Raw genomic sequence first — 21,772 nt, 5'->3', positions numbered from 1 at the left:
ATGTCGGAAGGCCTGCGCTTCGCAATTCGCGAAGGCGGTCGTACCGTCGGCGCCGGCGTCGTGGCCAAGATCATCGCTTAAGCCGGTACCTTAACGGTCCGCGCTTACGGGGTCAGCTTTTGGCGGCTGGCCCCACTGCTGTTTTAGGGGTATAGCTCAACTGGCAGAGCGTCGGTCTCCAAAACCGAAGGTTGGGGGTTCGATTCCCTCTGCCCCTGCCAAACAACTGTCTGCAAGCTGGAAATGGCGAATTCTCCCGTAGAAACTGTACGTACGACTGGCGACAAGCTGCTGCTGGCTCTGGCCGGGCTGCTCGTGATTGCCGGCGTCGTGGCGTTCTACGCGCTGGAGCAACAGGCGCTGTACCTGCGTGTTGCCGCTATCGTCGTCGTCCTGGCCGTCGCGGCAGGTGTTGCATTGGCATCGCAAACCGGCAAAGGCTTCCTGGCTTTTGCCAAGGATGCGTATCGGGAAGTGGGTAAGGTCGTTTGGCCGACCCGTAAAGAGGCCGCTCAAACGACGGCGATCGTCTTCGCGTTCGTCATCATCATGGCGCTGTATCTGTGGATCAGCGACAAGACGATCGAATGGGCGGTTTTCTCTTTGATTCTTGGCTGGAAGTGATATGTCTGATACCGGGGCTGCACCGAGTAAGAAGCGCTGGTACGTCGTTCAAGCGTATTCCGGCATGGAAAAGAGTGCGGTCAAGGCGCTGCGAGAGCGCATTGCCCGTGCAGGTATGGAAGACTACTTCGGTCAGATCCTCGTTCCGACCGAAGAAGTCGTGGAAATCAAGGGTGGCCACAAGTCGGTCACCGAACGTCGTTTCTATCCCGGCTATGTGCTGTGCGAGATGGAGATGACGGATGAGACCTGGCACCTGGTGAAGAACACTTCCAAGGTGACCGGTTTTGTCGGCGGCACGGGCAATCGTCCGCAGCCGATCCGTCAGGCGGAAGTCGACAAGATCATGTCTCAGATGAAGGATGGGGTGGAGAAACCCCGTCCCAAGACGTTGTTCGAGGTAGGCGAGCTGGTACGAGTCAAGGATGGTCCTTTCACGGATTTCAACGGCTCGGTGGAAGAAGTGAACTACGAAAAGTCCCGCCTCCGTGTTTCCGTCACCATTTTCGGACGGGCGACTCCGGTGGAACTGGAGTTCGGACAAGTCGAAAAGATCTAAGAATAAAATGCGCCGGCGCGACGTCCGGCGCGTTTTTGCGTTGGTGACAACCGTCGCCGAGGAGCGTCAGTAGCCCGTTTTGGGTGAACGCGCGCTATGACTCAACCCCGAATATGCGCCACATATTCGTTCCGGAGTAAACCATGGCAAAGAAAATCATCGGCTTTATCAAGCTGCAGATTCCTGCAGGTAAAGCCAACCCGTCGCCGCCCGTGGGCCCTGCCCTGGGTCAACGCGGCCTGAACATCATGGAGTTCTGCAAGGCGTTCAACGCGCAGACGCAGAGCCTCGAGCCGGGCCTTCCGATCCCGGTGGTGATCACCGCATTTGCGGACAAGAGCTTCACGTTCGTCCTGAAGACCCCGCCGGCAACGGTGCTGATCAAGAAGGCTGCCAACCTGCAAAAGGGTTCGAGCAAGCCGCACACCGACAAGGTGGGCAAGATCACCCGCGCACAAGCGGAAGAAATCGCGAAGACCAAGATGCCTGACCTTACCGCCTCCGATCTGGATGCCGCGGTTCGCACCATCGCTGGCAGCGCACGTTCGATGGGCATCACGGTGGAGGGTCTGTAATGGCTAAGATCTCGAAGCGTCAACAAGCACTGGCCGCCAAGGTCGACCGCAACAAGCTGTACCCGGTCGGCGACGCTCTGGCCCTGGTCAAGGAATGCGCAAGCGCCAAGTTCGACGAGTCGATCGACGTCGCCGTGCAACTGGGCGTGGATGCGAAGAAGTCGGACCAGGTGGTTCGTGGTTCGGTCGTTCTGCCGGCTGGTACCGGCAAGTCGGTTCGCGTGGCCGTTTTCGCCCAGGGCGAGAAGGCCGAGCAAGCCAAGGCCGCAGGCGCCGAAATCGTGGGTATGGAAGACCTCGCCGAGCAGATCAAGGCCGGCAACATGGACTTCGACATCGTGATCGCTTCGCCGGACACGATGCGTATCGTCGGTACGCTGGGCCAGATCCTCGGCCCGCGTGGCCTGATGCCGAACCCGAAGGTGGGCACGGTGACGCCGGACGTCGCTACGGCAGTGAAGAACGCCAAGGCAGGTCAGGTGCAGTTCCGCGTCGACAAGGCCGGCATCATCCACGCGACCATCGGTCGCGCGTCGTTCGAGCCGAGCGCGCTGCAGCAGAACCTGTCGGCACTGCTCGACGCCCTGACGAAGGCCAAGCCGGCTTCGAGCAAGGGTGTCTACCTGCGCAAGATCGCTCTGTCGAGCACGATGGGCGTGGGCGTGCGCGTGGACCAGGCCAGCCTGGGCGCCTAAGCGACACCGCATCGCAATGTATCGCAATCGCCGGGTGATGGCGTCCCCGGCGATGGCCGAGATCCTCGAGATCGACAGCCGGTAGCAAAAGACTTTGGGCGGAAGCGGTTTCTTCGGAAATCGCTTCCGGTTATCAAAGACCGTTGGCGGGAATGGGCATTCACTGACACTCCCTTAATACGCCAGCCAACGCAGATGGCGAACCCGAACAAGTTATGCAGTCACATCTCCGCCCCCGGGCAACCGGGCGCGGGGATAGAAACTCCAGACATGTCGGCGAGCCGTTAGTGGAACGGCATCACCATGAGGTGATGTCAATTTTGGAGGTTAACCGTGGCACTTAATCTTGATGATAAGAAAGCCGTCGTGGCAGAAGTATCGGCGCAAGTCGCCGCCGCTTCGACCATCGTTGTGGCTGAATATCGCGGAATCACGGTTGGCGATCTGACGAAGCTTCGCGCCAATGCGCGTCAGCAAGGCGTCTACCTGCGCGTTCTGAAGAACACGCTGGCTCGCCGTGCGGTGGAAAACACCCCGTTTGCTGACCTGGCTGAGCAGATGACCGGTCCTCTGATCTACGGTATCTCGACGGATCCCGTAGCCGCTGCGAAAGTCCTGAACGACTTTTCGAAGGGCAACGACAAGTTGATCTTGAAGGCCGGCTCGTACGACGGCAAGGTGATGGACAAGGCGGGCGTGCAAGCGCTGGCCTCGATCCCGAGCCGCGACGAACTGCTCGCGAAGTTGCTGGGTGTCATGCAAGCGCCGGTTTCCGGCTTTGCTCGCGTCCTGGCTGCCGTGGCAGAGAAGAAGCAAGCGGAAGCTGCTTGATTCTCGCTTCGGTTACACGATCGCTGACTTCGGTCCGAACACAATCTAGGAGTTTTACAAATGGCAATCACGAAAGACGAAATCATCGAAGCCGTAGGCGCGATGTCGGTTATGGAACTGAACGACCTGGTCAAGGCGTTCGAAGAGAAGTTCGGCGTGTCGGCAGCTGCCCTGGCAGTGGCTGGCCCGGCGGGTGCTGGCGGCGGTGCCGCTGCTGCTGAAGAGCAGACCGAATTCAACGTCATCCTGGCGGAAGTCGGTGCAAACAAGGTCGGCGTCATCAAGGCCGTGCGCGAAATCACCGGCCTGGGCCTGAAGGAAGCCAAGGACCTGGTCGATGGCGCTCCGAAGGCTGTCAAGGAAGGCGTCGACAAGGCTGCCGCCGACGAAGCCAAGAAGAAGCTGGAAGAAGCCGGCGCCAAGGTCGAAGTCAAGTAATTCGACTCTGCGCGTAGGGAAGGCTGGCGACGAAATGTCGTCAGCCTTTTTGTGCTTTCTGGAGATGCAAATCCCGAAATCGGGATGTTGAATTCGAAAGCCGGTGTCGACGAACACCAAGTGATTGAAAGTAAAGCATTTTCGCAAAAGTGCCCGTGAGGGCGCCGTTTCAAACGGACGTCTCACACGAGCGCGGCGCAAAGCGCGCGGTGCGCGACGCACCGCGGAAAGACCGAAGAGGCCAAAGAAAAAATCGCGGCGCGACGCGCGCCTGGCGGTTTTCTCTTTGTCTTCTGAAGCGACTGCAGAAGGCAAGTTTGGTCGGGCGACGGGCAACACAGGCATCCGTCGCCGTCAGCCAGCGGTTGGTAGCGGCCAACCACCAAGCTCGTTGCTCCGCGGCAAGCCCGCCGCGGGGGACGTCTGGTCTCAGTCGATGAACACCCGTTGACGATGCCTGCCGTCGTCGTCAGCGTAGTGATTCGGAGATCGTAATGCACTATTCCTTCACCGAGAAGAAACGCATTCGCAAGAGTTTTGCGAAGCGTCCGACCGTGCACAAGGTGCCGTTTTTGCTGGCCACCCAGCTCGCCTCGTACACATCGTTCTTGCAGGCCGACGTGCCTGCATCGGAGCGGAAGCCGGAGGGTCTGCAAGCAGCCTTTTCCTCCATTTTCCCGATCGTTTCTCACAACGGGTTCGCACGTCTGGAGTTCGTCAGCTATGTGCTGGGCACTCCCGCGTTCGATGTCAAGGAATGCCAACAGCGCGGCCTGACCTTCTGCTCGGCCCTGCGCGCCAAGGTTCGTCTGGTGATTCTCGACAAGGAATCGCCGAACAAGCCGGTGGTGAAGGAAGTCAAGGAACAGGAAGTGTACATGGGCGAAATTCCGCTCATGACCTCCACGGGTTCCTTCGTCATCAATGGCACGGAACGTGTCATCGTCTCGCAGCTGCACCGCTCGCCGGGCGTGTTTTTCGAACACGACAAGGGCAAGACGCACAGCTCGGGCAAACTGCTGTTCTCCGCGCGTATCATCCCCTACCGCGGTTCGTGGCTCGACTTCGAATTCGACCCGAAGGACATCCTGTATTTCCGCGTCGACCGCCGTCGCAAGATGCCGGTCACGATTCTGCTCAAGGCCATCGGTCTCACGCCGGAACAGATCCTCGCGAACTTCTTCGTGTTCGACAACTTCAAGCTGATGCCGGAAGGCGCACAGATGGAGTTCGTGCCGGAGCGTCTGCGCGGTGAAGTCGCGCGCTTCGACATCACGGATCGCGAAGGCAAGGTCATCGTCCAGAAGGACAAGCGCGTCAACGCCAAGCACATCCGCGACCTGGAGAACGCCAACACCAAGTTCATCTCGGTGCCGGAAGACTACCTGCTCGGCCGCGTGCTCGCGAAGAACGTGATCGACGGCGACACCGGCGAAGTGATCGCCAACGCCAACGACGAAATCACCGAAAGCGTGCTGGCGAAGCTGCGCGAGTCGGGCGTGTCGGACATCCAGACGCTGTACACGAACGATCTGGACCAGGGTTCGTACATCTCGGCCACGCTGCGCATCGACGAGACCGCCGACCAGACGGCCGCGCGCATCGCGATCTACCGCATGATGCGCCCGGGCGAGCCGCCGACCGAAGACGCGGTCGAGGCCCTGTTCAATCGTCTGTTCTACAGCGAAGAAGCCTACGACCTGTCGAAGGTGGGTCGTATGAAGTTCAACCGTCGTGTGGGCCGTGACGAAGTGGTCGGGCCGATGACGCTGACGGACGACGACATTCTCGCGACGATCAAGATCCTGGTGGATCTGCGCAATGGTCGCGGCGAAGTCGACGACATCGATCACCTGGGCAACCGCCGCGTGCGTTGCGTGGGCGAGCTGGCCGAGAATCAGTTCCGCGCCGGTCTCGTGCGCGTCGAGCGCGCCGTGAAGGAACGTCTGGGTCAGGCCGAGTCGGAAAACCTGATGCCGCACGACCTGATCAACAGCAAGCCGATCTCGTCGGCCATTCGCGAGTTCTTCGGTTCGTCGCAGCTCTCGCAGTTCATGGACCAGACCAACCCGCTGTCCGAAATCACGCACAAGCGTCGCGTGTCGGCACTGGGCCCGGGCGGTCTCACGCGCGAGCGTGCGGGCTTCGAAGTGCGCGACGTGCACCCCACCCACTACGGTCGCGTGTGCCCGATCGAAACGCCGGAAGGCCCGAACATCGGCCTGATCAACTCGCTGGCGCTGTACGCCCGCCTGAACGAATACGGCTTCCTCGAGACGCCGTACCGCAAGGTGGTGGACGGCAAGGTCACCGACCAGATCGACTATCTGTCGGCCATTGAAGAAGGCCGCTACGTGATCGCGCAGGCGAACGCGTCGATCGGCGAGCACGGCGAGCTGACCGACGAACTCGTGTCGGCGCGCGAAGCGGGCGAAACGCTGATGGTCACGCCGGACCGCATCCAGTACATGGACGTGGCGCCGTCGCAGATCGTCTCGGTCGCCGCCTCGCTGATCCCGTTCCTCGAGCACGATGACGCGAACCGCGCATTGATGGGCTCGAACATGCAGCGCCAGGCCGTGCCGTGCCTGCGCCCGGAAAAGGCGGTCGTGGGTACGGGTATCGAACGTACCGTGGCGGTCGACTCGGGTACGACGGTGCAGGCGTTCCGTGGCGGTGTGGTCGATTACGTCGACGCCGGCCGTGTGGTCATTCGCGTGAACGACGACGAGGCCGTGGCCGGTGAAGTCGGCGTGGACATCTACAACCTGATCAAGTACACGCGTTCGAACCAGAACACCAACATCAACCAGCGCCCGATCGTGGAAGTGGGCGACAAGGTGGCGCGCGGCGATGTGATCGCCGACGGCGCGTCGACCGATCTGGGCGAGCTGGCGCTGGGTCAGAACATGCTGATCGCGTTCATGCCGTGGAACGGCTACAACTTCGAGGACTCGATCCTGATCTCGGAGCGTGTCGTGGCGGAAGACCGTTACACGTCGATCCACATCGAAGAGCTCAACGTGGTCGCGCGCGACACGAAGCTCGGACCCGAGGAAATCACGCGCGACATCTCGAACCTGGCCGAAGTGCAGCTGAGCCGTCTGGACGAGTCGGGCATCGTGTACATCGGTGCGGAAGTCGAGGCCGGCGACGTGCTCGTGGGCAAGGTCACGCCGAAGGGCGAAACCCAGCTCACGCCGGAAGAGAAGCTGCTGCGCGCGATCTTCGGCGAGAAGGCGTCGGACGTGAAGGACACCTCGCTGCGCGTGCCCTCGGGCATGAGCGGCACCGTGATCGACGTGCAGGTGTTCACGCGCGAAGGCATCCAGCGCGACAAGCGCGCCCAGCAGATCATCGACGATGAGCTCAAGGGCTATCGCCTGGACCTGAACGACCAGCTGCGTATCGTGGAAGGCGACGCGTTCCAGCGTCTGGAGCGCTTCCTGGTGGGCAAGACCGCGAACGGCGGTCCGAAGAAGCTCGCCAAGGGCACCAAGATCACCAAGGAATACCTGGCCGATCTGGACCGCTACCACTGGTTCGACATCCGTCTGGCCGACGACGAAGGCGCGCAACAGCTCGAGCAGATCAAGGAGTCGATCGAGCAGAAGCGTCACCAGTTCGACCTGGCGTTCGAAGAGAAGCGCAAGAAGCTCACGCAAGGCGACGAACTGCCGCCGGGCGTGCTCAAGATGGTGAAGGTGTACCTGGCGGTCAAGCGTCGTCTGCAGCCTGGCGACAAGATGGCCGGCCGTCACGGTAACAAGGGCGTGGTCTCGAAGATCGTGCCGATCGAGGATATGCCGTACATGGCCGATGGCCGTCCGGCCGACATCGTGCTCAACCCGCTCGGCGTGCCGTCGCGGATGAACGTGGGTCAGATTCTCGAATCGCACCTCGGCTGGGCGGCGAAGGGTCTGGGCTGGCGCATCGGCGAAATGCTGCAGGCGCACACCAAGGTCCAGGAAATTCGCAAGTTCCTGACGAAGATCTACAACGAGAGCGGTCAGCACGAAGACATCGACAGCCTGACGGACGACGAAGTGATGACCCTGGCGCGCAACCTGCAGAACGGCGTGCCGTTCGCAACGCCGGTGTTCGACGGTGCGCACGAGGACGAAATCCGCCGCATGCTGGATCTGGCCTTCCCGGACGAGATCGCCAAAGAACTCGGCATGACCCCGTCGAAGAACCAGGTCACGCTGTTCGACGGCCGTACCGGCGAAGCCTTCGAGCGTCCGGTCACGTGCGGCTTCATGCACATGCTCAAGCTGCACCACCTGGTCGACGACAAGATGCACGCGCGCTCGACCGGTCCGTACTCGCTGGTGACGCAACAGCCGCTGGGCGGCAAGGCCCAGTTCGGTGGTCAGCGCTTCGGTGAAATGGAAGTGTGGGCACTGGAAGCATACGGCGCCTCGTATGTGCTGCAGGAAATGCTGACTGTGAAGTCGGATGACGTGACGGGCCGCACGAAGGTGTACGAGAACCTCGTCAAGGGCGATCACGTGATCGATGCCGGCATGCCGGAGTCGTTCAACGTGCTGGTCAAGGAAATCCGTTCGCTCGGTATCGATATCGACCTGGAGCGCGGTTAATCGCGTTCAGGCAACAGGAGAAAGCAATGAAAGCTTTGCTCGATCTATTCAAGCAAGTCCAACAGGACGAACAGTTCGACGCGATCAAGATCGGTCTGGCCTCGCCGGACAAGATCCGCTCGTGGTCGTTCGGCGAAGTGAAGAAGCCGGAGACGATCAACTACCGGACTTTCAAGCCCGAGCGTGACGGCCTGTTCTGCGCAAAGATCTTCGGTCCGATCAAGGACTACGAATGCCTTTGCGGCAAGTACAAGCGCCTCAAGCACCGTGGCGTGATCTGCGAGAAGTGCGGCGTGGAAGTCACGCTGGCGAAGGTGCGTCGCGAGCGCATGGGCCACATCGAGCTGGCCTCGCCGGTCGCGCACATCTGGTTCCTGAAGTCGCTGCCGTCGCGTCTGGGCATGGTGCTCGACATGACGTTGCGCGACATCGAGCGCGTGCTGTACTTCGAAGCGTATGTGGTCCTCGATCCGGGCATGACGCCGCTCAAGCGCTGCCAGATCATGACCGAGGAGGATTACTACAACAAGGTCGAGGAATACGGCGACGAATTCCGTGCCGAGATGGGCGCGGAAGGCGTGCGCGAGCTGCTGCGCTCGATCGACATCGATCAGCAGGTCGAGCATCTGCGCGCCGAGCTGCAGGCCACGGGCTCGGAAGCGAAGATCAAGAAGTACGCCAAGCGCCTGAAGGTGCTCGAGGCGTTCCAGCGCTCGGGCATCAAGCCCGAGTGGATGGTGCTCGAAGTGCTGCCGGTGCTGCCGCCCGAGCTGCGCCCGCTGGTGCCGCTCGACGGTGGCCGCTTCGCGACCTCGGACCTGAACGATCTGTATCGCCGCGTCATCAACCGCAACAACCGTCTGAAGCGTCTGCTCGAGCTCAAGGCCCCGGACATCATCGTGCGCAACGAAAAGCGCATGCTGCAGGAATCGGTGGACTCGCTGCTCGACAACGGCCGCCGCGGCAAGGCGATGACCGGCGCGAACAAGCGCCCGCTCAAGTCGCTGGCCGACATGATCAAGGGCAAGAGCGGTCGCTTCCGTCAGAACCTGCTCGGCAAGCGCGTCGACTACTCGGGCCGTTCGGTGATTACCGTGGGCCCGACGCTCAAGCTGCACCAGTGCGGTCTGCCCAAGCTGATGGCGCTCGAACTCTTCAAGCCGTTCATCTTCCACAAGCTGGAAGTGATGGGCGTGGCCACGACCATCAAGGCCGCGAAGAAGGAAGTCGAGAACCAGACGCCGGTGGTGTGGGACATCCTCGAAGAGGTGATCCGCGAGCACCCGATTATGCTCAACCGCGCGCCGACGCTGCACCGCCTGGGGATTCAGGCGTTCGAGCCGGTGCTGATCGAAGGCAAGGCGATCCAGCTCCACCCGCTGGTTTGCGCGGCGTTCAACGCCGACTTCGACGGTGACCAGATGGCCGTTCACGTGCCGCTGTCGCTCGAAGCGCAGATGGAAGCGCGTACCCTGATGCTGGCCTCGAACAACGTGTTGTTCCCGGCCAACGGCGATCCGTCGATCGTGCCGTCGCAGGATATCGTGCTGGGTCTGTACTACGCGACCCGCGACAAGATCAACGGCCGCGGCGAAGGCCTGTCGTTCGTCGACGTCTCGGAAGTGCTGCGCGCTTACGACAACAAGGAAGTCGAACTGGCTTCGCGCGTGAACGTGCGTATCACGGAGTACACGGTCGATCCGGAAACGGGCGAGAAGACGCCGAAGGTCACGCTGTACCCGACCACCGTCGGCCGCGCAATCCTGTCGGAGATCCTGCCGCCGGGCCTGCCGTTCTCGGTGCTCAACAAGTCGCTCAAGAAGAAGGAAATCTCGAAGCTGATCAACACGGCGTTCCGCCGCTGCGGCCTGCGCGAGACGGTGATCTTCGTCGACAAGCTGATGCAGTCGGGTTTCCGTCTGGCCACGCGCGCCGGCATCTCCATCTGCGTCGACGACATGCTCGTGCCGACGAAGAAGGAAGAGCTGATCGCCGAAGCGTCGAAGAAGGTCAAGGAATACGACCGTCAGTACATGTCGGGCCTGGTCACGGCGCAAGAGCGTTACAACAACGTCGTGGACATCTGGGGCGCTACTGGTGACGCCGTGGGCAAGGCGATGATGGAGCAGCTCTCGAAGGAGAAGACGATCGACCGCGACGGCAACGCCGTGGATCAGGAGTCGTTCAACTCGATTTACATGATGGCCGACTCCGGCGCTCGCGGCTCGAGCGCCCAGATTCGCCAGCTCGCCGGTATGCGCGGCCTGATGGCCAAGCCGGACGGCTCGATCATCGAGACGCCGATTACCGCGAACTTCCGCGAAGGCCTGAACGTGCTGCAGTACTTCATCTCGACCCACGGGGCACGTAAGGGTCTGGCCGATACGGCACTGAAGACGGCAAACTCCGGTTACCTGACGCGTCGTCTGGTCGACGTGACGCAGGATCTGGTCGTGGTCGAGGACGATTGCGGCACGAGCAACGGCGTGGCAATGAAGGCGCTGGTCGAGGGCGGTGAGGTGGTCGAAGCCCTGCGTGACCGTATCCTCGGCCGTGTGGCCGTGGCCGACATCGTGAACCCGGAAACGCAAGAGACGGTGTTCGAAGCGGGTACGCTGCTCGACGAAGACGTCGTGGAGATGATCGAGTCGCTCGGTATCGACGAAGTGCGCGTGCGCACGCCGCTCACCTGCGACACGCGCTATGGTCTGTGCGCAGCCTGCTATGGCCGCGACCTGGGCCGCGGCACGCGCGTGAACGTCGGCGAGGCGGTCGGCGTGATCGCTGCGCAGTCGATCGGTGAGCCGGGCACGCAGCTGACCATGCGCACGTTCCACATCGGTGGCGCGGCGTCGCGTGCGGCGGTGGCCTCGTCGATCGAAGCCAAGTCGAACGGTACGGTTCGCTTCACGTCGACCATGCGCTACGTGACGAACGGCAAGGGCGAACAGGTCGTGATTTCGCGTTCGGGCGAAATCCTGATCACGGACGACCATGGCCGCGAGCGCGAGCGTCACAAGGTGCCCTACGGCGCCACGCTGCTGCAGCTCGACGGCGCGCAGGTCAAGGCCGGCGCCCAGCTCGGTACGTGGGATCCGCTCACGCGCCCGATCATTACCGAGCACGGCGGTATCGCCAAGTTCGAGAACGTCGAGGAAGGCGTGACGGTGGCCAAGCAGATCGACGATGTGACGGGTCTGTCCACGCTGGTCGTGATCGATCCGAAGCGTCGTGGTCCGGCGTCGAAGAACGTGCGTCCGCAGGTCAAGCTGCTCGACGAGAACGGTCAGGAAGTGAAGATTCCGGGCACCGACCACGCCGTGACGATCGGCTTCCAGGTGGGCGCGCTGATCACCGTGAAGGACGGTCAGCACGTACCGGTGGGTGAAGTGCTCGCACGTATCCCGACCGAATCGCAGAAGACCCGCGACATTACGGGGGGTCTGCCGCGCGTGGCCGAACTGTTCGAAGCGCGTGCTCCGAAGGACGCCGGCATTCTGGCCGAAGTCACGGGTACCACGTCGTTCGGCAAGGACACGAAGGGCAAGCAGCGTCTGGTCATTACCGATCTGGACGGCAATCAGCACGAATTCCTGATTCCGAAGGAAAAGCAGGTGCTGGTGCACGACGGTCAGGTGGTGAACAAGGGCGAAATGATCGTGGACGGCCCGGCCGACCCGCACGACATCCTGCGTCTGCAGGGTATCGAGGCGCTGGCGCGTTACATCGTCGACGAAGTGCAGGACGTGTATCGCCTGCAGGGTGTGAAGATCAACGACAAGCACATCGAGGTGATCGTTCGCCAGATGCTGCGTCGTGTGCAGATCGTCGATCCGGGCGATACGCGCTTCATCACCGGCGAGCAGGTCGAACGTTCGGAAATGCTCGACGAGAACGACGCGATGATCGCGCAGGACAAGCGTCCGGCGACCTACGAGAACGTGTTGCTGGGTATCACGAAGGCGTCGCTGTCGACGGATTCGTTCATCTCGGCCGCATCGTTCCAGGAAACGACGCGCGTGCTGACCGAAGCCGCGATCATGGGCAAGAAGGACGACCTGCGTGGCCTGAAGGAAAACGTCATCGTCGGCCGTCTCATCCCGGCAGGTACGGGTCTGGCGTATCACAAGGCCCGCAAGGCCCGCGAGACGTCGGATCGCGAGCGTCACGACCAGATCGCGCTGGAAGAGGCGTTTGCTCCGATGCCGAACTCGGTGGAGCAGCCTACGGCCGAGTGATGACGCAGTAATGGCGAAGTAACAGGCAAGGCGGCGCTGGCGAATGCGGGCGCCGCCGCCCTGAGACCGAAGTCGTTGCCAACAGGAAAATCGGCACCCTTTGCGGGGTGCCGATTTTTTTTTGCCCGCTTTTTGCTCGCTTTTTGCCCGCTTTTTTTCCGATTCCTGCCGGGTTACCGCCGGGCTGCTGCCAGGTGGTTGCCGCGCTCGGGCCTGGCGCCGGGCGCCCGCTCAGAAGCCGAAGTGCCCCTGTACGTAGACCATGCGCGGCGCGCCGACCATGCGGCCCGCGTTGCTGTCCACGTTACGCGTGTAGTAGCGCTTGTCGAACACGTTGTTCAGACCGACGGTGACGTCGGCATTCTTGTAGCCGGGGATTCGGTACATTGCCTGCAGGTTCCAGATTCGGAAGCCCGGCACCTTGCCGTTGCTGCCGTCTGCCGACTCCGCTTCCGTATTCGCCAGATCCGAGTACTGCGAGCTCTGGTGCGTGGTCGAGACGTTGAACGTCCACTGGCCGATCTCGTAGCGTGCGCCCAGCGTATCGGTGAAGCGCGAGTAGAACGGCACGTCGAGGCCCGACGTCGCTCCTGACTTCTGGATCGCGCGCACGTAAGTGAAGTTGGCGTACAGGTTCAGGCCGCGCAGCGCGCTGTCCTGATCGAACGTATAGTCGACGGCGGTTTCGATGCCGTCGTGGTTCGTCGCCCCGATGTTCTGGAAGGTCGCCGGGCTGCTGCCGGGCACCTGCAGGATCTGGTTGTCGAACTTCATCTTGAACGCGGTGAGTTCGGCCTTCCAGCGCTTGTCCGTCCAGCGCGTGCCGATCTCGTAAGTGCGTGCGAGTTCGGGCTCGAGCGGGTTGGCGGCCGACATCGAGTTGAGCTGCGTGTTCTGCACCGGGCCGAACGAGGTGCTGTAGTCGGCGAAGAGCGTCCAGGCGTCGTTGACCAGATACGACAGATTGACCGACGGCAGCGCCTTGTTGTTGTCGGTGCGATAGGTGGCGTTCGTCGCGTTGTCCACGCGCTGCGAGCTGATCATCTCGTAGCGCACGCCGGGCGTGAGGCGCCAGTTGCCCCACGCGATGCGATCGTCGATGTAGAACGCGTTCGCGCTGGTGAAGTTGTTGAACGTCTGGGTGGCCGTGTTGCGGCCGGTGGCCAGCGTGGTCGTCCAGCTATTGTCGTCGCCGCGCTCGTGAACGTAGCGGTAGCCCACGGTCACGTCATGCGCGCTCGGGCCGGCAAAGAGGCGCTGCGTGAAGCGCGGCTCGAAGCCGAAGGTCTGATAATTGCGCGGCTGATGCGTCGTCGCGGTGAAGGCCGAATTGACCAGCGTGCTTTGACGATAGCTCTCGTTGTAGAACGTGCGCACCTCGAACTCCTGCGTCTCGGAGATCGTGTTCAGGTAGCCGAAGTCGAGCCCGGTGCGATTGCCGCTCCAGTAGTCGTTCGGGCGCGTGTTCTGAAATGGGTCCGCGTTGAATTGCGCGACGGTGAGGCCGCCCGGCGTTTTCGACTTCACGTCGTAGTAGGACACCTTGCCGTACACCATCTGATCGGGCGTGATTTCGTAGCGGAACTTCAGCGCGAGGTCCTGTACGTGCTCGTCGCTGCCCTTGCGCCAGTCGCGACCCACCATGCCGGAATACAGCAGCGCGAGCCCCAGGCCGTTGTCCATCTGCGTGCCGAGGAACAGGCCGTATTGCGTATTGGCTCCGCCGCCGGCGGTGTAGACGTTCTCGCGCACCGTTGCATCGGCACTCAGGCCCGGCGCGTTGGGGATCGAGCGCGTCTTGAAGTTGATCACGCCGCCCACGTTCTGCGGACCGTAGCGCACCGCGCCGCCGCTGCGCACCACGTCGATGCTCTCGATGTTGAACAGGCTGATCGGCGCGAATGACAACTGCGGCTGCCCGTAGGGCGCCACGGCCATCGGAATGCCGTCGAGCAGCACCGTCGAGCGCGGCGTGAAGCGGCCCGTGAGGCCGCGCACGCCGATGTTGAGCGAAATCGCGCTGCCGGCGGTGCTGGAGTTGTCGGTCGCCTGCACACCCGGGATGCGGCGCATGACGTCGCCGATGCTCGTGGCGCCCGACTCCTCGATCTGCTGCTTCTTCACGACCGTGCGCGCGCCGGGAAAAGTCTTCGCGCTGTTCTCGAGGCCGGTGCCGAGCCAGTCGCCGGACACGTTCACAGCGCCGAGTTCCACTTCTGCCCTGGCTTCGTCGGCCGCGCGGGTCGACGGTGCGGGCGTCGCCTGCTGCGCGTGGGCGGCGCCCAGCGTCGTCATGAGCAGCGCGGCGGCGCATGCCGTGGTGCGCGGCAGCCGGCGGCGCGCGGTGGGCTGGGTGGCGAGGGTGCTGGGGAAAACGGGCGAGTCAGGGGACGCGGGCGTGCGGCGAATGTCGGACGGCTTCATCGGGTTGGCGAATCTTCGAGGCTGAGAATAGAAATCGGGGCAGGGAACCGGACAAGAACCGGACAAGAACCGGACAAGAACCGGACAAGAACCGGACAGGAACCGGACAGGAACCGGAACAAGAATCCGGACAGCCGCCAGCAAACAGACAGCGTGGCGGCAGGCCGTTCGTTGCGCGTAATGCGTTGTAATGAAACGCAGCGGATTATAAATGCAAATCACTCTCATTTTTGATGGGGCGCGTCGACTGCGAATCGCTATTTCGCTGCCACGCGCACGTCCACGCGGAAGATCGCCGACATAGCGCGACGTTGAGCGGCAAAGCAACGCAAAGATCAGGAAATGCGAGAAGAACCAGGAGTGCCGGCGCGTGGGGCCCGCGTTCAACGCTCGGTTGAGAGCGTCGCGGGCCCGCAACACCCGTAGCCCGCCGGCGGGGACGCGATCCGTGCGAAGCGCGGCGCCGATTATCCAGTTTTGCTTATCAATCGCCCAAAATCGATTGATTGTCCGCGGGCGGGCCGGCCGTAACAATGGAGGGCATCGACAGAAGAACGGTTCGCCCGCGGGCGGCCCTACGGAGACCACGCGATGCTCGAGCCCTCGGTACATCAGGCCCTCGCGCGCGAACTGCACGAAGCCGAGCGCAGCCGCACGCCGGTCATGCAGTTTTCCCGCCGCTACCCCGACATGACCCTCGCGGACAGCTACGCGATCGCGCAGGCGTGGCTGGCGCTCAAGTACGCGCAGGGGCGCCGCATGATCGGCCACAAGATCGGGCTGACGTCGCGCGCCATGCAGGTGGCGGCACAGATCACCGAGCCGGACCACGGCACGCTGCTCGACGACATGCTCGTGACCGACGGCGCCACGCTCGAGGCGTCGCGTTTCATCGTGCCGCGTCTGGAAGTGGAGCTGGCGTTCATCCTTGCCAAGCCGCTCAAGGGGCCGGGCGTGACGCTCTTCGACGTGCTCGACGCCACCGCATGGGTCACGCCCGCGCTGGAGCTCATCGATGGTCGCATCGAGTTGTTCGACCGCGACACGAAGGCGCCGCGCAAGGTGTTCGACACGATTGCCGACAATGCGGCGAACGCGGCCGTGGTTCTGGGCGGGCGTCCCGTGAAGCCGGACGCCATCGATCTGCGCTGGACCGGCGCGCTGCTCTATCGCAATGGTGTCATCGAAGAGACCGGGCTGAGCGCGGCCGTGCTGGGACACCCCGGCAACGGGATCGCCTGGCTCGCGAACAAACTGAGCGCGTTCGACGAAGGGCTGCAGGCCGGCGAGATCGTGCTGGCCGGGTCGTTCACGCGTCCGGTCGCCTGTGCGGCCGGCGACGTTTTCCATGCGGACTACGGTGCGCTGGGCGCCATTGGCGTGCGCTTTGCCTGACGGCCGCGCCATCGCGCACCGGCCGCCGCTCAAGAAACGCGCGGGCGCCTACCGCGCGCCGCGTATCGGAGATGGAAGCCAACTCATGAAAACGCCCCCGAACCTCTTCAAGCTGGCGCTCGCTCGCGGCGAACGCCAGATCGGCCTGTGGCTGGGTCTCGCCTCGCCCTACGCCGCCGAGCTTTGCGCCGGCAGCGGCTTCGACTGGCTGGTGATCGACGGCGAGCACGCACCCAACGATCTGCGCACGATGCTTGCCACCCTGCAGGCCGTGGCGCCTTATCCGACGCACCCCGTCGTGCGACTGCCGCATGGCGACGCCGCGCTCGTCAAGCAGGTGCTCGAGATCGGTGCGACGACGCTGCTCGTGCCGATGGTCGAATCGGCCGCGATGGCGCGCGACCTCGCGAGCGCCACCCGATACCCGCCGCGGGGCACGCGTGGCGTGGGCAGCGGGCTGGCGCGTTCGTCGCGATGGAATCGTTACGAGGACTATCTGCACGCGGCGAACGAGACGACGTGCCTGCTCGTGCAGGTCGAGACGGCCGATGCGCTCGCGCAGGTCGACGAGATCGCCGCCGTCGATGGCGTCGACGGCGTCTTCATCGGGCCGGCGGATCTGGCGGCGTCGATGGGCTATCTCGGTCAGGCCACGCATCCGGCCGTGCGCAACGCAATCGAGGACGGCATCGGCTGCATCCGCCGTGCCGGCAAGGCTGCCGGCATCCTGTGCGCGGACGAGACGCTCGCCCATGCCTATGTCGATGCCGGCGTGAGCTTCATCGCGGTGGGCATCGACACGACGTTGCTGGCGAATGCGACGCGCTCACTTGCCGCGAAGTTCGCGACCGTCCGGGGCGCCGCCGAAGCGCCGCGCAATGTCTCGCGGTGAGCCGGCTGGCGGGCTCGCTTGGCACCACCTTGCACCCACCTTGCACCCGCCTTGCGCCCACCTTGCGCCCGTCTCCCACTGCGCACACGTCGAGCGCGCTGAACGCTCCCTTTCCCCAATCCTTTTCCCTGCTCCCGAGACAAGGCATGAGCTCCCCCAATCTTGAAGTCGCCGGCGTATCGGTCTCGCCCGATCATTACATCAACGGCGAACGCGTGGCGTCGGACGCCACGTTCGAATGCGTCTGCCCGATCGACCAGACGCGCCTGGGCGATATCGCGAGCGGCAGCGCGGCGCACGTCGACGCCGCCGTGGGCGCGGCCGTGGGCGCGTTTTCCACGTGGGCGGCGCTGGGCCCGGCGGCGCGCCAGCCGTACCTGCAGCGCTTCGCCGATGCCATCGGCCGCCACGCCGAGGCGTTCGCCACGCTCGAGAGTCACGACGCGGGCGTGCTGCGCTCGCGCATGGCGCATGGCGTGGTGCCGCGCGCGGTGCAAAACATCGCATGGTTTGCCGAACGTGCGCTCACGCTGCAGGACCGCGTGATCGAGACGCCGCAGGCGCGGCACGTCGTGCGGCACGATCCCGCGGGCGTGGTGGCGGTGATCACGCCGTGGAACTCGCCGCTGATGCTCGCCACGTGGAAGATCGGCCCGGCGCTCGCCTCGGGCAACACGGTCGTGCTCAAGGCGCCGGAGTGGGCGCCGCTCACGTCGTCCCTGCTCGCCGATTGCGCGCACGAAGCGGGCTTGCCGCCGGGCGTCTTCAACCTGCTGCAAGGCGCGGGCGCGCAGACCGGCGCGGCGCTCGTGAGCGACGCGCGCCTCGCCCGCATCTCGTTTACCGGCTCGGTCGGCACCGCGAAGTGGATCGCGCGGACGGCGGCGGCCAATCTCGTGCCATGCAGTCTGGAGCTTGGCGGCAAGTCGGCGTTCATCGTGCTCGCCGACGCGGATCTCGACGCCGCTGCCGCGACCGCTGCGCTGATGTATCGCAACGCCGGGCAGGTGTGCCTGGCCGGCACGCGCCTGCTCGTGCATCGCGATATCGCGGCCGTGTTCACCGGCAAGCTGCGCGCGGTGGTCGAGCGCCTGGTCGTGGGCGACCCGCGCGAAGCTGCCACGGAGGTGGGGCCGATCATCCACCCGCGTCAGCTCGAACGCGTGCAGGGCTTCGTCGAGCGCGCCGTGGCGCGCGGCGCGCGCGTGCTGTGGGGCGGCGCGCGTCATCCGTTCGGCGAGCAGTACTTTGCCCCGACGCTGCTCACCGGGCTGCGCCAGCACGACGAGATCGTGCAGCAGGAGGTCTTCGGCCCGGTGCTTACGCTGCAGACGTTCGCGAGCGACGACGAGGCCGTGGAGATGGCCAACGGCACCGACTACGGATTGGGTGGCGTTTGCTACGGCGAGCAGACGCACGCCATCGAGCTTGCGCAGCGCGTGCGCACGGGTTTCATCTGGGTCAACAGCTTCGGCATTCGCGATCTGGCGGCGCCGTTCGGGGGCATCAAGCGCTCGGGCGTCGGCCGCGAGGGCGGCGACTGGAGCTTCGAGTTCTTCTGCGACGTCAAGGATGTCGTCGTACCGAAACAGCCGTTCAGGGCGAGCTTCAGTCACCGCTGAGCCGCGCTTTGCACGAACAAGACACGAAGTGAGAGGAGAGCAACATGGGACAGATCGTCGGTGCGGCGTTGGTGTCGCATCATCCCGGCCTGATGCAGTGCGAGGAGTTCCGCGTGCTGCAGGGCGCCGGCGCGGACTCGGACTTGATTCCCGGCTATGCGCGCGTGCGCGAACGCATCGCGGCCGCGCGCCCCGATGCGATCGTGATCTTCGATTCGCACTGGTTCACCACGGGCTACCATCTGATCGACGCCGGCCGCCACTACGCGGGGATGTACGTCTCGGACGAGATGCCGTGGTATCTGCACGGCGTGCCCTACGACTATCGCGGGCACCCGGAACTGGCGTTCCTGGTCGACGCCGTGGCGCGCGAGCGCGGCGTTCGCGCGCGCGCGGTGCAGCACCCCGACCTGCCGCGCCATTACCCAACGATCAACGTCATCAAGCAGATGCGCCTCGACGGGTGGCCGATCGTCACCGTAAGCTCGTGTCAGAACTGCGAGACGCAGCACTTTCTGCAGTCGGGCGAGGTGATCGGCGAAGCGATCCGGCGCAGCGGGCTGCGCGTGGTGATGCTTGCCTCGGGAGCGCTCAGCCACAGGTTCAACGGCATCGACTGGACGCCGAACCATCCACGCATCTTCCACGAGAGCAACGTGTCGCGTCCGGAGAACGTCGAGAGCGACAAGCGCGCGATCGCCGCGTTTCGCGACGGGCGCCACGACCGCATTCTCGCCGACTGGGACGAGGACTACCGCAAGCGGCCGTGGGAGGCGCATGGCGCGCATTACCTGCAGATGGTCGGCGCGCTCGGCGGCGCGCACTGCCGTAGCCCGGGCACGGTGCTCTCCGATTACGAGAACGCGCGGGGCACCGGCAACGTGCATATCTGGTTTGACACTGTCTGACGAGGCGAGCCCATGGATTTCGAATTTCCGCTGCGCGAATTGCCCGCCGTCATGCGCGGCCCGCGCGTCGAGCGTCGTCGCGTGCTGCTCGGCGGCAGCGCGTTCTGGGGCACGATCGTCGAAACGGGGCCTGAGCGTGGATGGCTGCGCCTGGACGACGGCCGCACGGTCGATCCGCAGACGGTCGCGCACCTGCCGCCGGTCGCCCCGTCGAAGATTATCGCCGTGCATATCTCCTATCGCTCGCGTAGCATGGAGACGCGCAACAAGCCGAAGCCGACGGACACGCCGACTTACTTCACCAAGCCGCCCACGTCGCTCAACGGCCACGGCGGACAGATTCTCAAGCCCGAGGATTGCCGTTACCTGAATTACGAGGGCGAGTACGCGGTGGTGATCGGGCGCACGTGCCGCAACGTGCTGCCCGACGAGGCGTGGGACTACATCGAAGGCTTCTGCCCGGCGCTGGACATGGGGCTGCAGGACTTTCGCGACACCGACCAGGGGTCGATGCTGCGCGTGAAGGGCGCGGATACGCTGTTGCCGATCGGCCCGGGCGTCGTGCGCGGGGTGAACCTGTTTGAGCAGACGTTGCGCACCTTTCGCAACGGGCGCATCGTGCAGGAGGCGCACATCGGCGACGAGACGATCTGGGGCCCGCACTACGTGATTGCGGATATTGCGCGGCACATCACCCTGGTGCCCGGCGACGTGATCCTCATGGGCACACCGTGCCACTCGCGCTCGGTCGACGCAGGCGATCTCGTGGAGTGCGAGATCACCGGGCTGGGGCGGCTCTCCGGCATGGTCGCGCGCATCGACGCGCCGCGTGCGGCGGCGCTGGGAGTGGGGCACGCGCCGGGCGACAGCCCCGAAGTGCGCCGCGTGGCGCTCGGTTTCGACGAGCGGGTGCCGGAGCGGTTCAAGGAAAACTATCGGCTCGCGGCACGACGACAGGAGCGACGGGAATGACAGGAGTGAGCGAATGAAGGTGACGATCATTGGTGCGGGCGCCATCGGCGGACTGATCGGCACGAGGCTCGCGGCGACGGGCGAGGCGCAGGTGAGCGCGCTGGCGCGCGGCGCGACGCTGGCGGCACTGCGAGAGCGCGGCTGGCGCGTGAGGCAGGGCGAAGCGCTGATCGCGGCGCCTGTGGCGGCTGCTCATCCGGTGGAGGAGGCGGGCAAGCTGGGCGTGCAGGACCTCGTCGTGATCGCCGTGAAGGGTCCGGCGCTCTCGCAGGTGGCCGCGTCGGTGACGCCGCTGCTCGGTCCGCAGACGATCGTGCTGCCGGCGATGAACGGCGTGCCGTGGTGGTTCTGCAAGGGCGTGGCGCCGTTCGGCGACGCGCCGCTGGCCAGCGTGGATCCGGACGGCGCCATCGGCGCCGCCATTGCGCAGGCGAACGTGCTCGGGTGCGTGGTGCATGCGAGCGCGACCACGCCGGAGCCGGGCCTCGTCGATCACCGGATGGGGCGGGGGCTCATCGTGGGCGAGCCGGCCGGCGGCATGAGCGAGCGCGTGCAGCGTCTCGCGGCGCTGCTCGAGCGCGCGGGCTTCGAGGCGAAGGCGTCGGAGAACGTGCGTCTGGACATCTGGTACAAGCTGTGGGGCAATTTGACGATGAACCCGGTCTCGGCGATCACGGGAGCGACGATCGACCGGCTGCTCGACGATCCGCTGGTGCGTGAATTCTGCTCGGCGGCGATGCGCGAGGCCGCGGCCATCGGCGCGCGGATCGGTTGCGCGATCGACCAGTCGCCGGAGGATCGCCATGCGGTGACGGCGAAACTGGGGGCGTTCAAGACGTCGATGTTGCAGGACGTGGAAGCGCACCGTCCCATCGAACTGGATGCGCTGGTGAGCGTGGTCCGAGAAATCGGCCAGCGCGTGCAGGTGCCCACGCCGAACATCGACGCCCTGCTGGGCCTCGCCCGCTTGTTCGGGCGGGTGCATGGGCTGTATTGAC

The 21,772-nt window shown here is 64.2% G+C and carries 16 protein-coding genes and 1 tRNA gene; 16 read left to right on the top strand and 1 reads right to left on the bottom strand.

The features are described from left to right. The 10 genes from PNO31109_RS21330 to rpoC all read left to right on the top strand — a co-directional run. Positions 1-81 (top strand): EF-Tu C-terminal domain-related protein (locus tag PNO31109_RS21330; RefSeq protein WP_503124988.1); only part of this gene is annotated, 81 nt, incomplete at its 5' end. 64 nt (positions 82-145) lie between these two features. Continuing rightward, a tRNA-Trp gene (locus tag PNO31109_RS21325) sits at positions 146-221 on the top strand. A 22-nt stretch (positions 222-243) separates the two neighbouring features. Beyond that, positions 244-624 (top strand): preprotein translocase subunit SecE, encoded by a 381-nt coding sequence (gene secE / locus PNO31109_RS21320; RefSeq protein ID WP_150557445.1) that lies wholly within the window; start codon positions 244-246, stop codon positions 622-624. 1 nt (position 625) lies between these two features. Continuing rightward, entirely contained in the window at positions 626-1,183 is a 558-nt protein-coding gene (nusG, locus tag PNO31109_RS21315; RefSeq protein ID WP_150557444.1) for a transcription termination/antitermination protein NusG, read from the top strand. A gap of 143 nt (positions 1,184-1,326) precedes the next feature. Continuing rightward, positions 1,327-1,758, top strand: a complete 432-nt coding sequence (gene rplK / locus PNO31109_RS21310; protein WP_010804164.1) for a 50S ribosomal protein L11 — start codon at positions 1,327-1,329, stop codon at positions 1,756-1,758. Beyond that, complete coding sequence (gene rplA / locus PNO31109_RS21305; protein ID WP_150557443.1) at positions 1,758-2,453, top strand: 50S ribosomal protein L1; 696 nt, start codon at positions 1,758-1,760, stop codon at positions 2,451-2,453. The genes rplK and rplA overlap by 1 nt, the downstream gene beginning before the upstream one ends. A gap of 333 nt (positions 2,454-2,786) precedes the next feature. Beyond that, a complete protein-coding gene (gene rplJ, locus PNO31109_RS21300) occupies positions 2,787-3,284 on the top strand; it encodes a 50S ribosomal protein L10 (protein ID WP_150557442.1) in 498 nt (165 codons plus the stop codon). A gap of 60 nt (positions 3,285-3,344) precedes the next feature. Continuing rightward, positions 3,345-3,722, top strand: a complete 378-nt coding sequence (gene rplL, locus PNO31109_RS21295) for a 50S ribosomal protein L7/L12 (RefSeq protein ID WP_023593799.1) — start codon at positions 3,345-3,347, stop codon at positions 3,720-3,722. Between the two features lie 494 nt (positions 3,723-4,216). Continuing rightward, positions 4,217-8,323 (top strand): DNA-directed RNA polymerase subunit beta, encoded by a 4,107-nt coding sequence (rpoB, locus tag PNO31109_RS21290; RefSeq protein WP_150557441.1) that lies wholly within the window; start codon positions 4,217-4,219, stop codon positions 8,321-8,323. A gap of 26 nt (positions 8,324-8,349) precedes the next feature. Further along, a complete protein-coding gene (gene rpoC, locus PNO31109_RS21285) occupies positions 8,350-12,561 on the top strand; it encodes a DNA-directed RNA polymerase subunit beta' (protein WP_150557440.1) in 4,212 nt (1,403 codons plus the stop codon). A 231-nt stretch (positions 12,562-12,792) separates the two neighbouring features. Here the strand turns inward: rpoC and PNO31109_RS21280 are convergent, their stop codons facing one another. Then, the gene (locus PNO31109_RS21280; protein ID WP_150557439.1) at positions 12,793-14,985 is read right to left on the bottom strand and encodes a TonB-dependent receptor family protein; all 2,193 of its coding nucleotides are present in this window, start codon (positions 14,983-14,985) and stop codon (positions 12,793-12,795) included. Between the two features lie 591 nt (positions 14,986-15,576). Here PNO31109_RS21280 and hpaH point away from each other — a divergent pair. The 6 genes from hpaH to PNO31109_RS21250 all read left to right on the top strand — a co-directional run bounded on the left by hpaH (position 15,577) and on the right by PNO31109_RS21250 (position 21,771). Beyond that, a complete protein-coding gene (gene hpaH / locus PNO31109_RS21275) occupies positions 15,577-16,380 on the top strand; it encodes a 2-oxo-hept-4-ene-1,7-dioate hydratase (RefSeq protein ID WP_150557438.1) in 804 nt (267 codons plus the stop codon). An 85-nt stretch (positions 16,381-16,465) separates the two neighbouring features. Further along, positions 16,466-17,272, top strand: coding sequence for a 4-hydroxy-2-oxoheptanedioate aldolase (gene hpaI / locus PNO31109_RS21270; RefSeq protein WP_150557437.1), 807 nt, complete (start codon positions 16,466-16,468; stop codon positions 17,270-17,272). A 146-nt stretch (positions 17,273-17,418) separates the two neighbouring features. Beyond that, complete coding sequence (locus PNO31109_RS21265) at positions 17,419-18,894, top strand: aldehyde dehydrogenase family protein (RefSeq protein WP_150557436.1); 1,476 nt, start codon at positions 17,419-17,421, stop codon at positions 18,892-18,894. A 44-nt stretch (positions 18,895-18,938) separates the two neighbouring features. Then, the gene (locus PNO31109_RS21260) at positions 18,939-19,802 is read left to right on the top strand and encodes a DODA-type extradiol aromatic ring-opening family dioxygenase (protein WP_150557435.1); all 864 of its coding nucleotides are present in this window, start codon (positions 18,939-18,941) and stop codon (positions 19,800-19,802) included. A gap of 12 nt (positions 19,803-19,814) precedes the next feature. Then, positions 19,815-20,774: a fumarylacetoacetate hydrolase family protein gene (locus tag PNO31109_RS21255; protein ID WP_150557434.1), complete on the top strand. Its 960-nt coding sequence runs from the start codon at positions 19,815-19,817 to the stop codon at positions 20,772-20,774. Between the two features lie 13 nt (positions 20,775-20,787). Further along, complete coding sequence (locus tag PNO31109_RS21250) at positions 20,788-21,771, top strand: 2-dehydropantoate 2-reductase (protein ID WP_150557433.1); 984 nt, start codon at positions 20,788-20,790, stop codon at positions 21,769-21,771. Position 21,772 lies beyond the last annotated feature (1 nt).

Source organism: Pandoraea nosoerga, from assembly GCF_902459585.1.
Taxonomy (GTDB): Bacteria; Pseudomonadota; Gammaproteobacteria; order Burkholderiales; family Burkholderiaceae; genus Pandoraea; species Pandoraea nosoerga.
The sequence above is the reverse complement of the archived record's forward strand: the minus strand, read 5'-3'. Positions and strand labels throughout refer to the sequence as shown.

Excerpts from the sequence above, each read along its gene's own strand:
- secE (WP_150557445.1), top strand. The coding sequence starts at position 244 with ATGGCGAATTCTCCCGTAGAAACTGTACGTACGACTGGCGACAAGCTG.
- nusG (WP_150557444.1), top strand. The coding sequence starts at position 626 with ATGTCTGATACCGGGGCTGCACCGAGTAAGAAGCGCTGGTACGTCGTT.
- rplK (WP_010804164.1), top strand. The coding sequence starts at position 1,327 with ATGGCAAAGAAAATCATCGGCTTTATCAAGCTGCAGATTCCTGCAGGT.
- rplA (WP_150557443.1), top strand. The coding sequence starts at position 1,758 with ATGGCTAAGATCTCGAAGCGTCAACAAGCACTGGCCGCCAAGGTCGAC.
- rplL (WP_023593799.1), top strand. The coding sequence starts at position 3,345 with ATGGCAATCACGAAAGACGAAATCATCGAAGCCGTAGGCGCGATGTCG.
- rpoB (WP_150557441.1), top strand. The coding sequence starts at position 4,217 with ATGCACTATTCCTTCACCGAGAAGAAACGCATTCGCAAGAGTTTTGCG.
- rpoC (WP_150557440.1), top strand. The coding sequence starts at position 8,350 with ATGAAAGCTTTGCTCGATCTATTCAAGCAAGTCCAACAGGACGAACAG.
- PNO31109_RS21280 (WP_150557439.1), bottom strand. The coding sequence starts at position 14,985 with ATGAAGCCGTCCGACATTCGCCGCACGCCCGCGTCCCCTGACTCGCCC.
- hpaH (WP_150557438.1), top strand. The coding sequence starts at position 15,577 with ATGCTCGAGCCCTCGGTACATCAGGCCCTCGCGCGCGAACTGCACGAA.
- hpaI (WP_150557437.1), top strand. The coding sequence starts at position 16,466 with ATGAAAACGCCCCCGAACCTCTTCAAGCTGGCGCTCGCTCGCGGCGAA.
- PNO31109_RS21265 (WP_150557436.1), top strand. The coding sequence starts at position 17,419 with ATGAGCTCCCCCAATCTTGAAGTCGCCGGCGTATCGGTCTCGCCCGAT.
- PNO31109_RS21260 (WP_150557435.1), top strand. The coding sequence starts at position 18,939 with ATGGGACAGATCGTCGGTGCGGCGTTGGTGTCGCATCATCCCGGCCTG.
- PNO31109_RS21255 (WP_150557434.1), top strand. The coding sequence starts at position 19,815 with ATGGATTTCGAATTTCCGCTGCGCGAATTGCCCGCCGTCATGCGCGGC.
- PNO31109_RS21250 (WP_150557433.1), top strand. The coding sequence starts at position 20,788 with ATGAAGGTGACGATCATTGGTGCGGGCGCCATCGGCGGACTGATCGGC.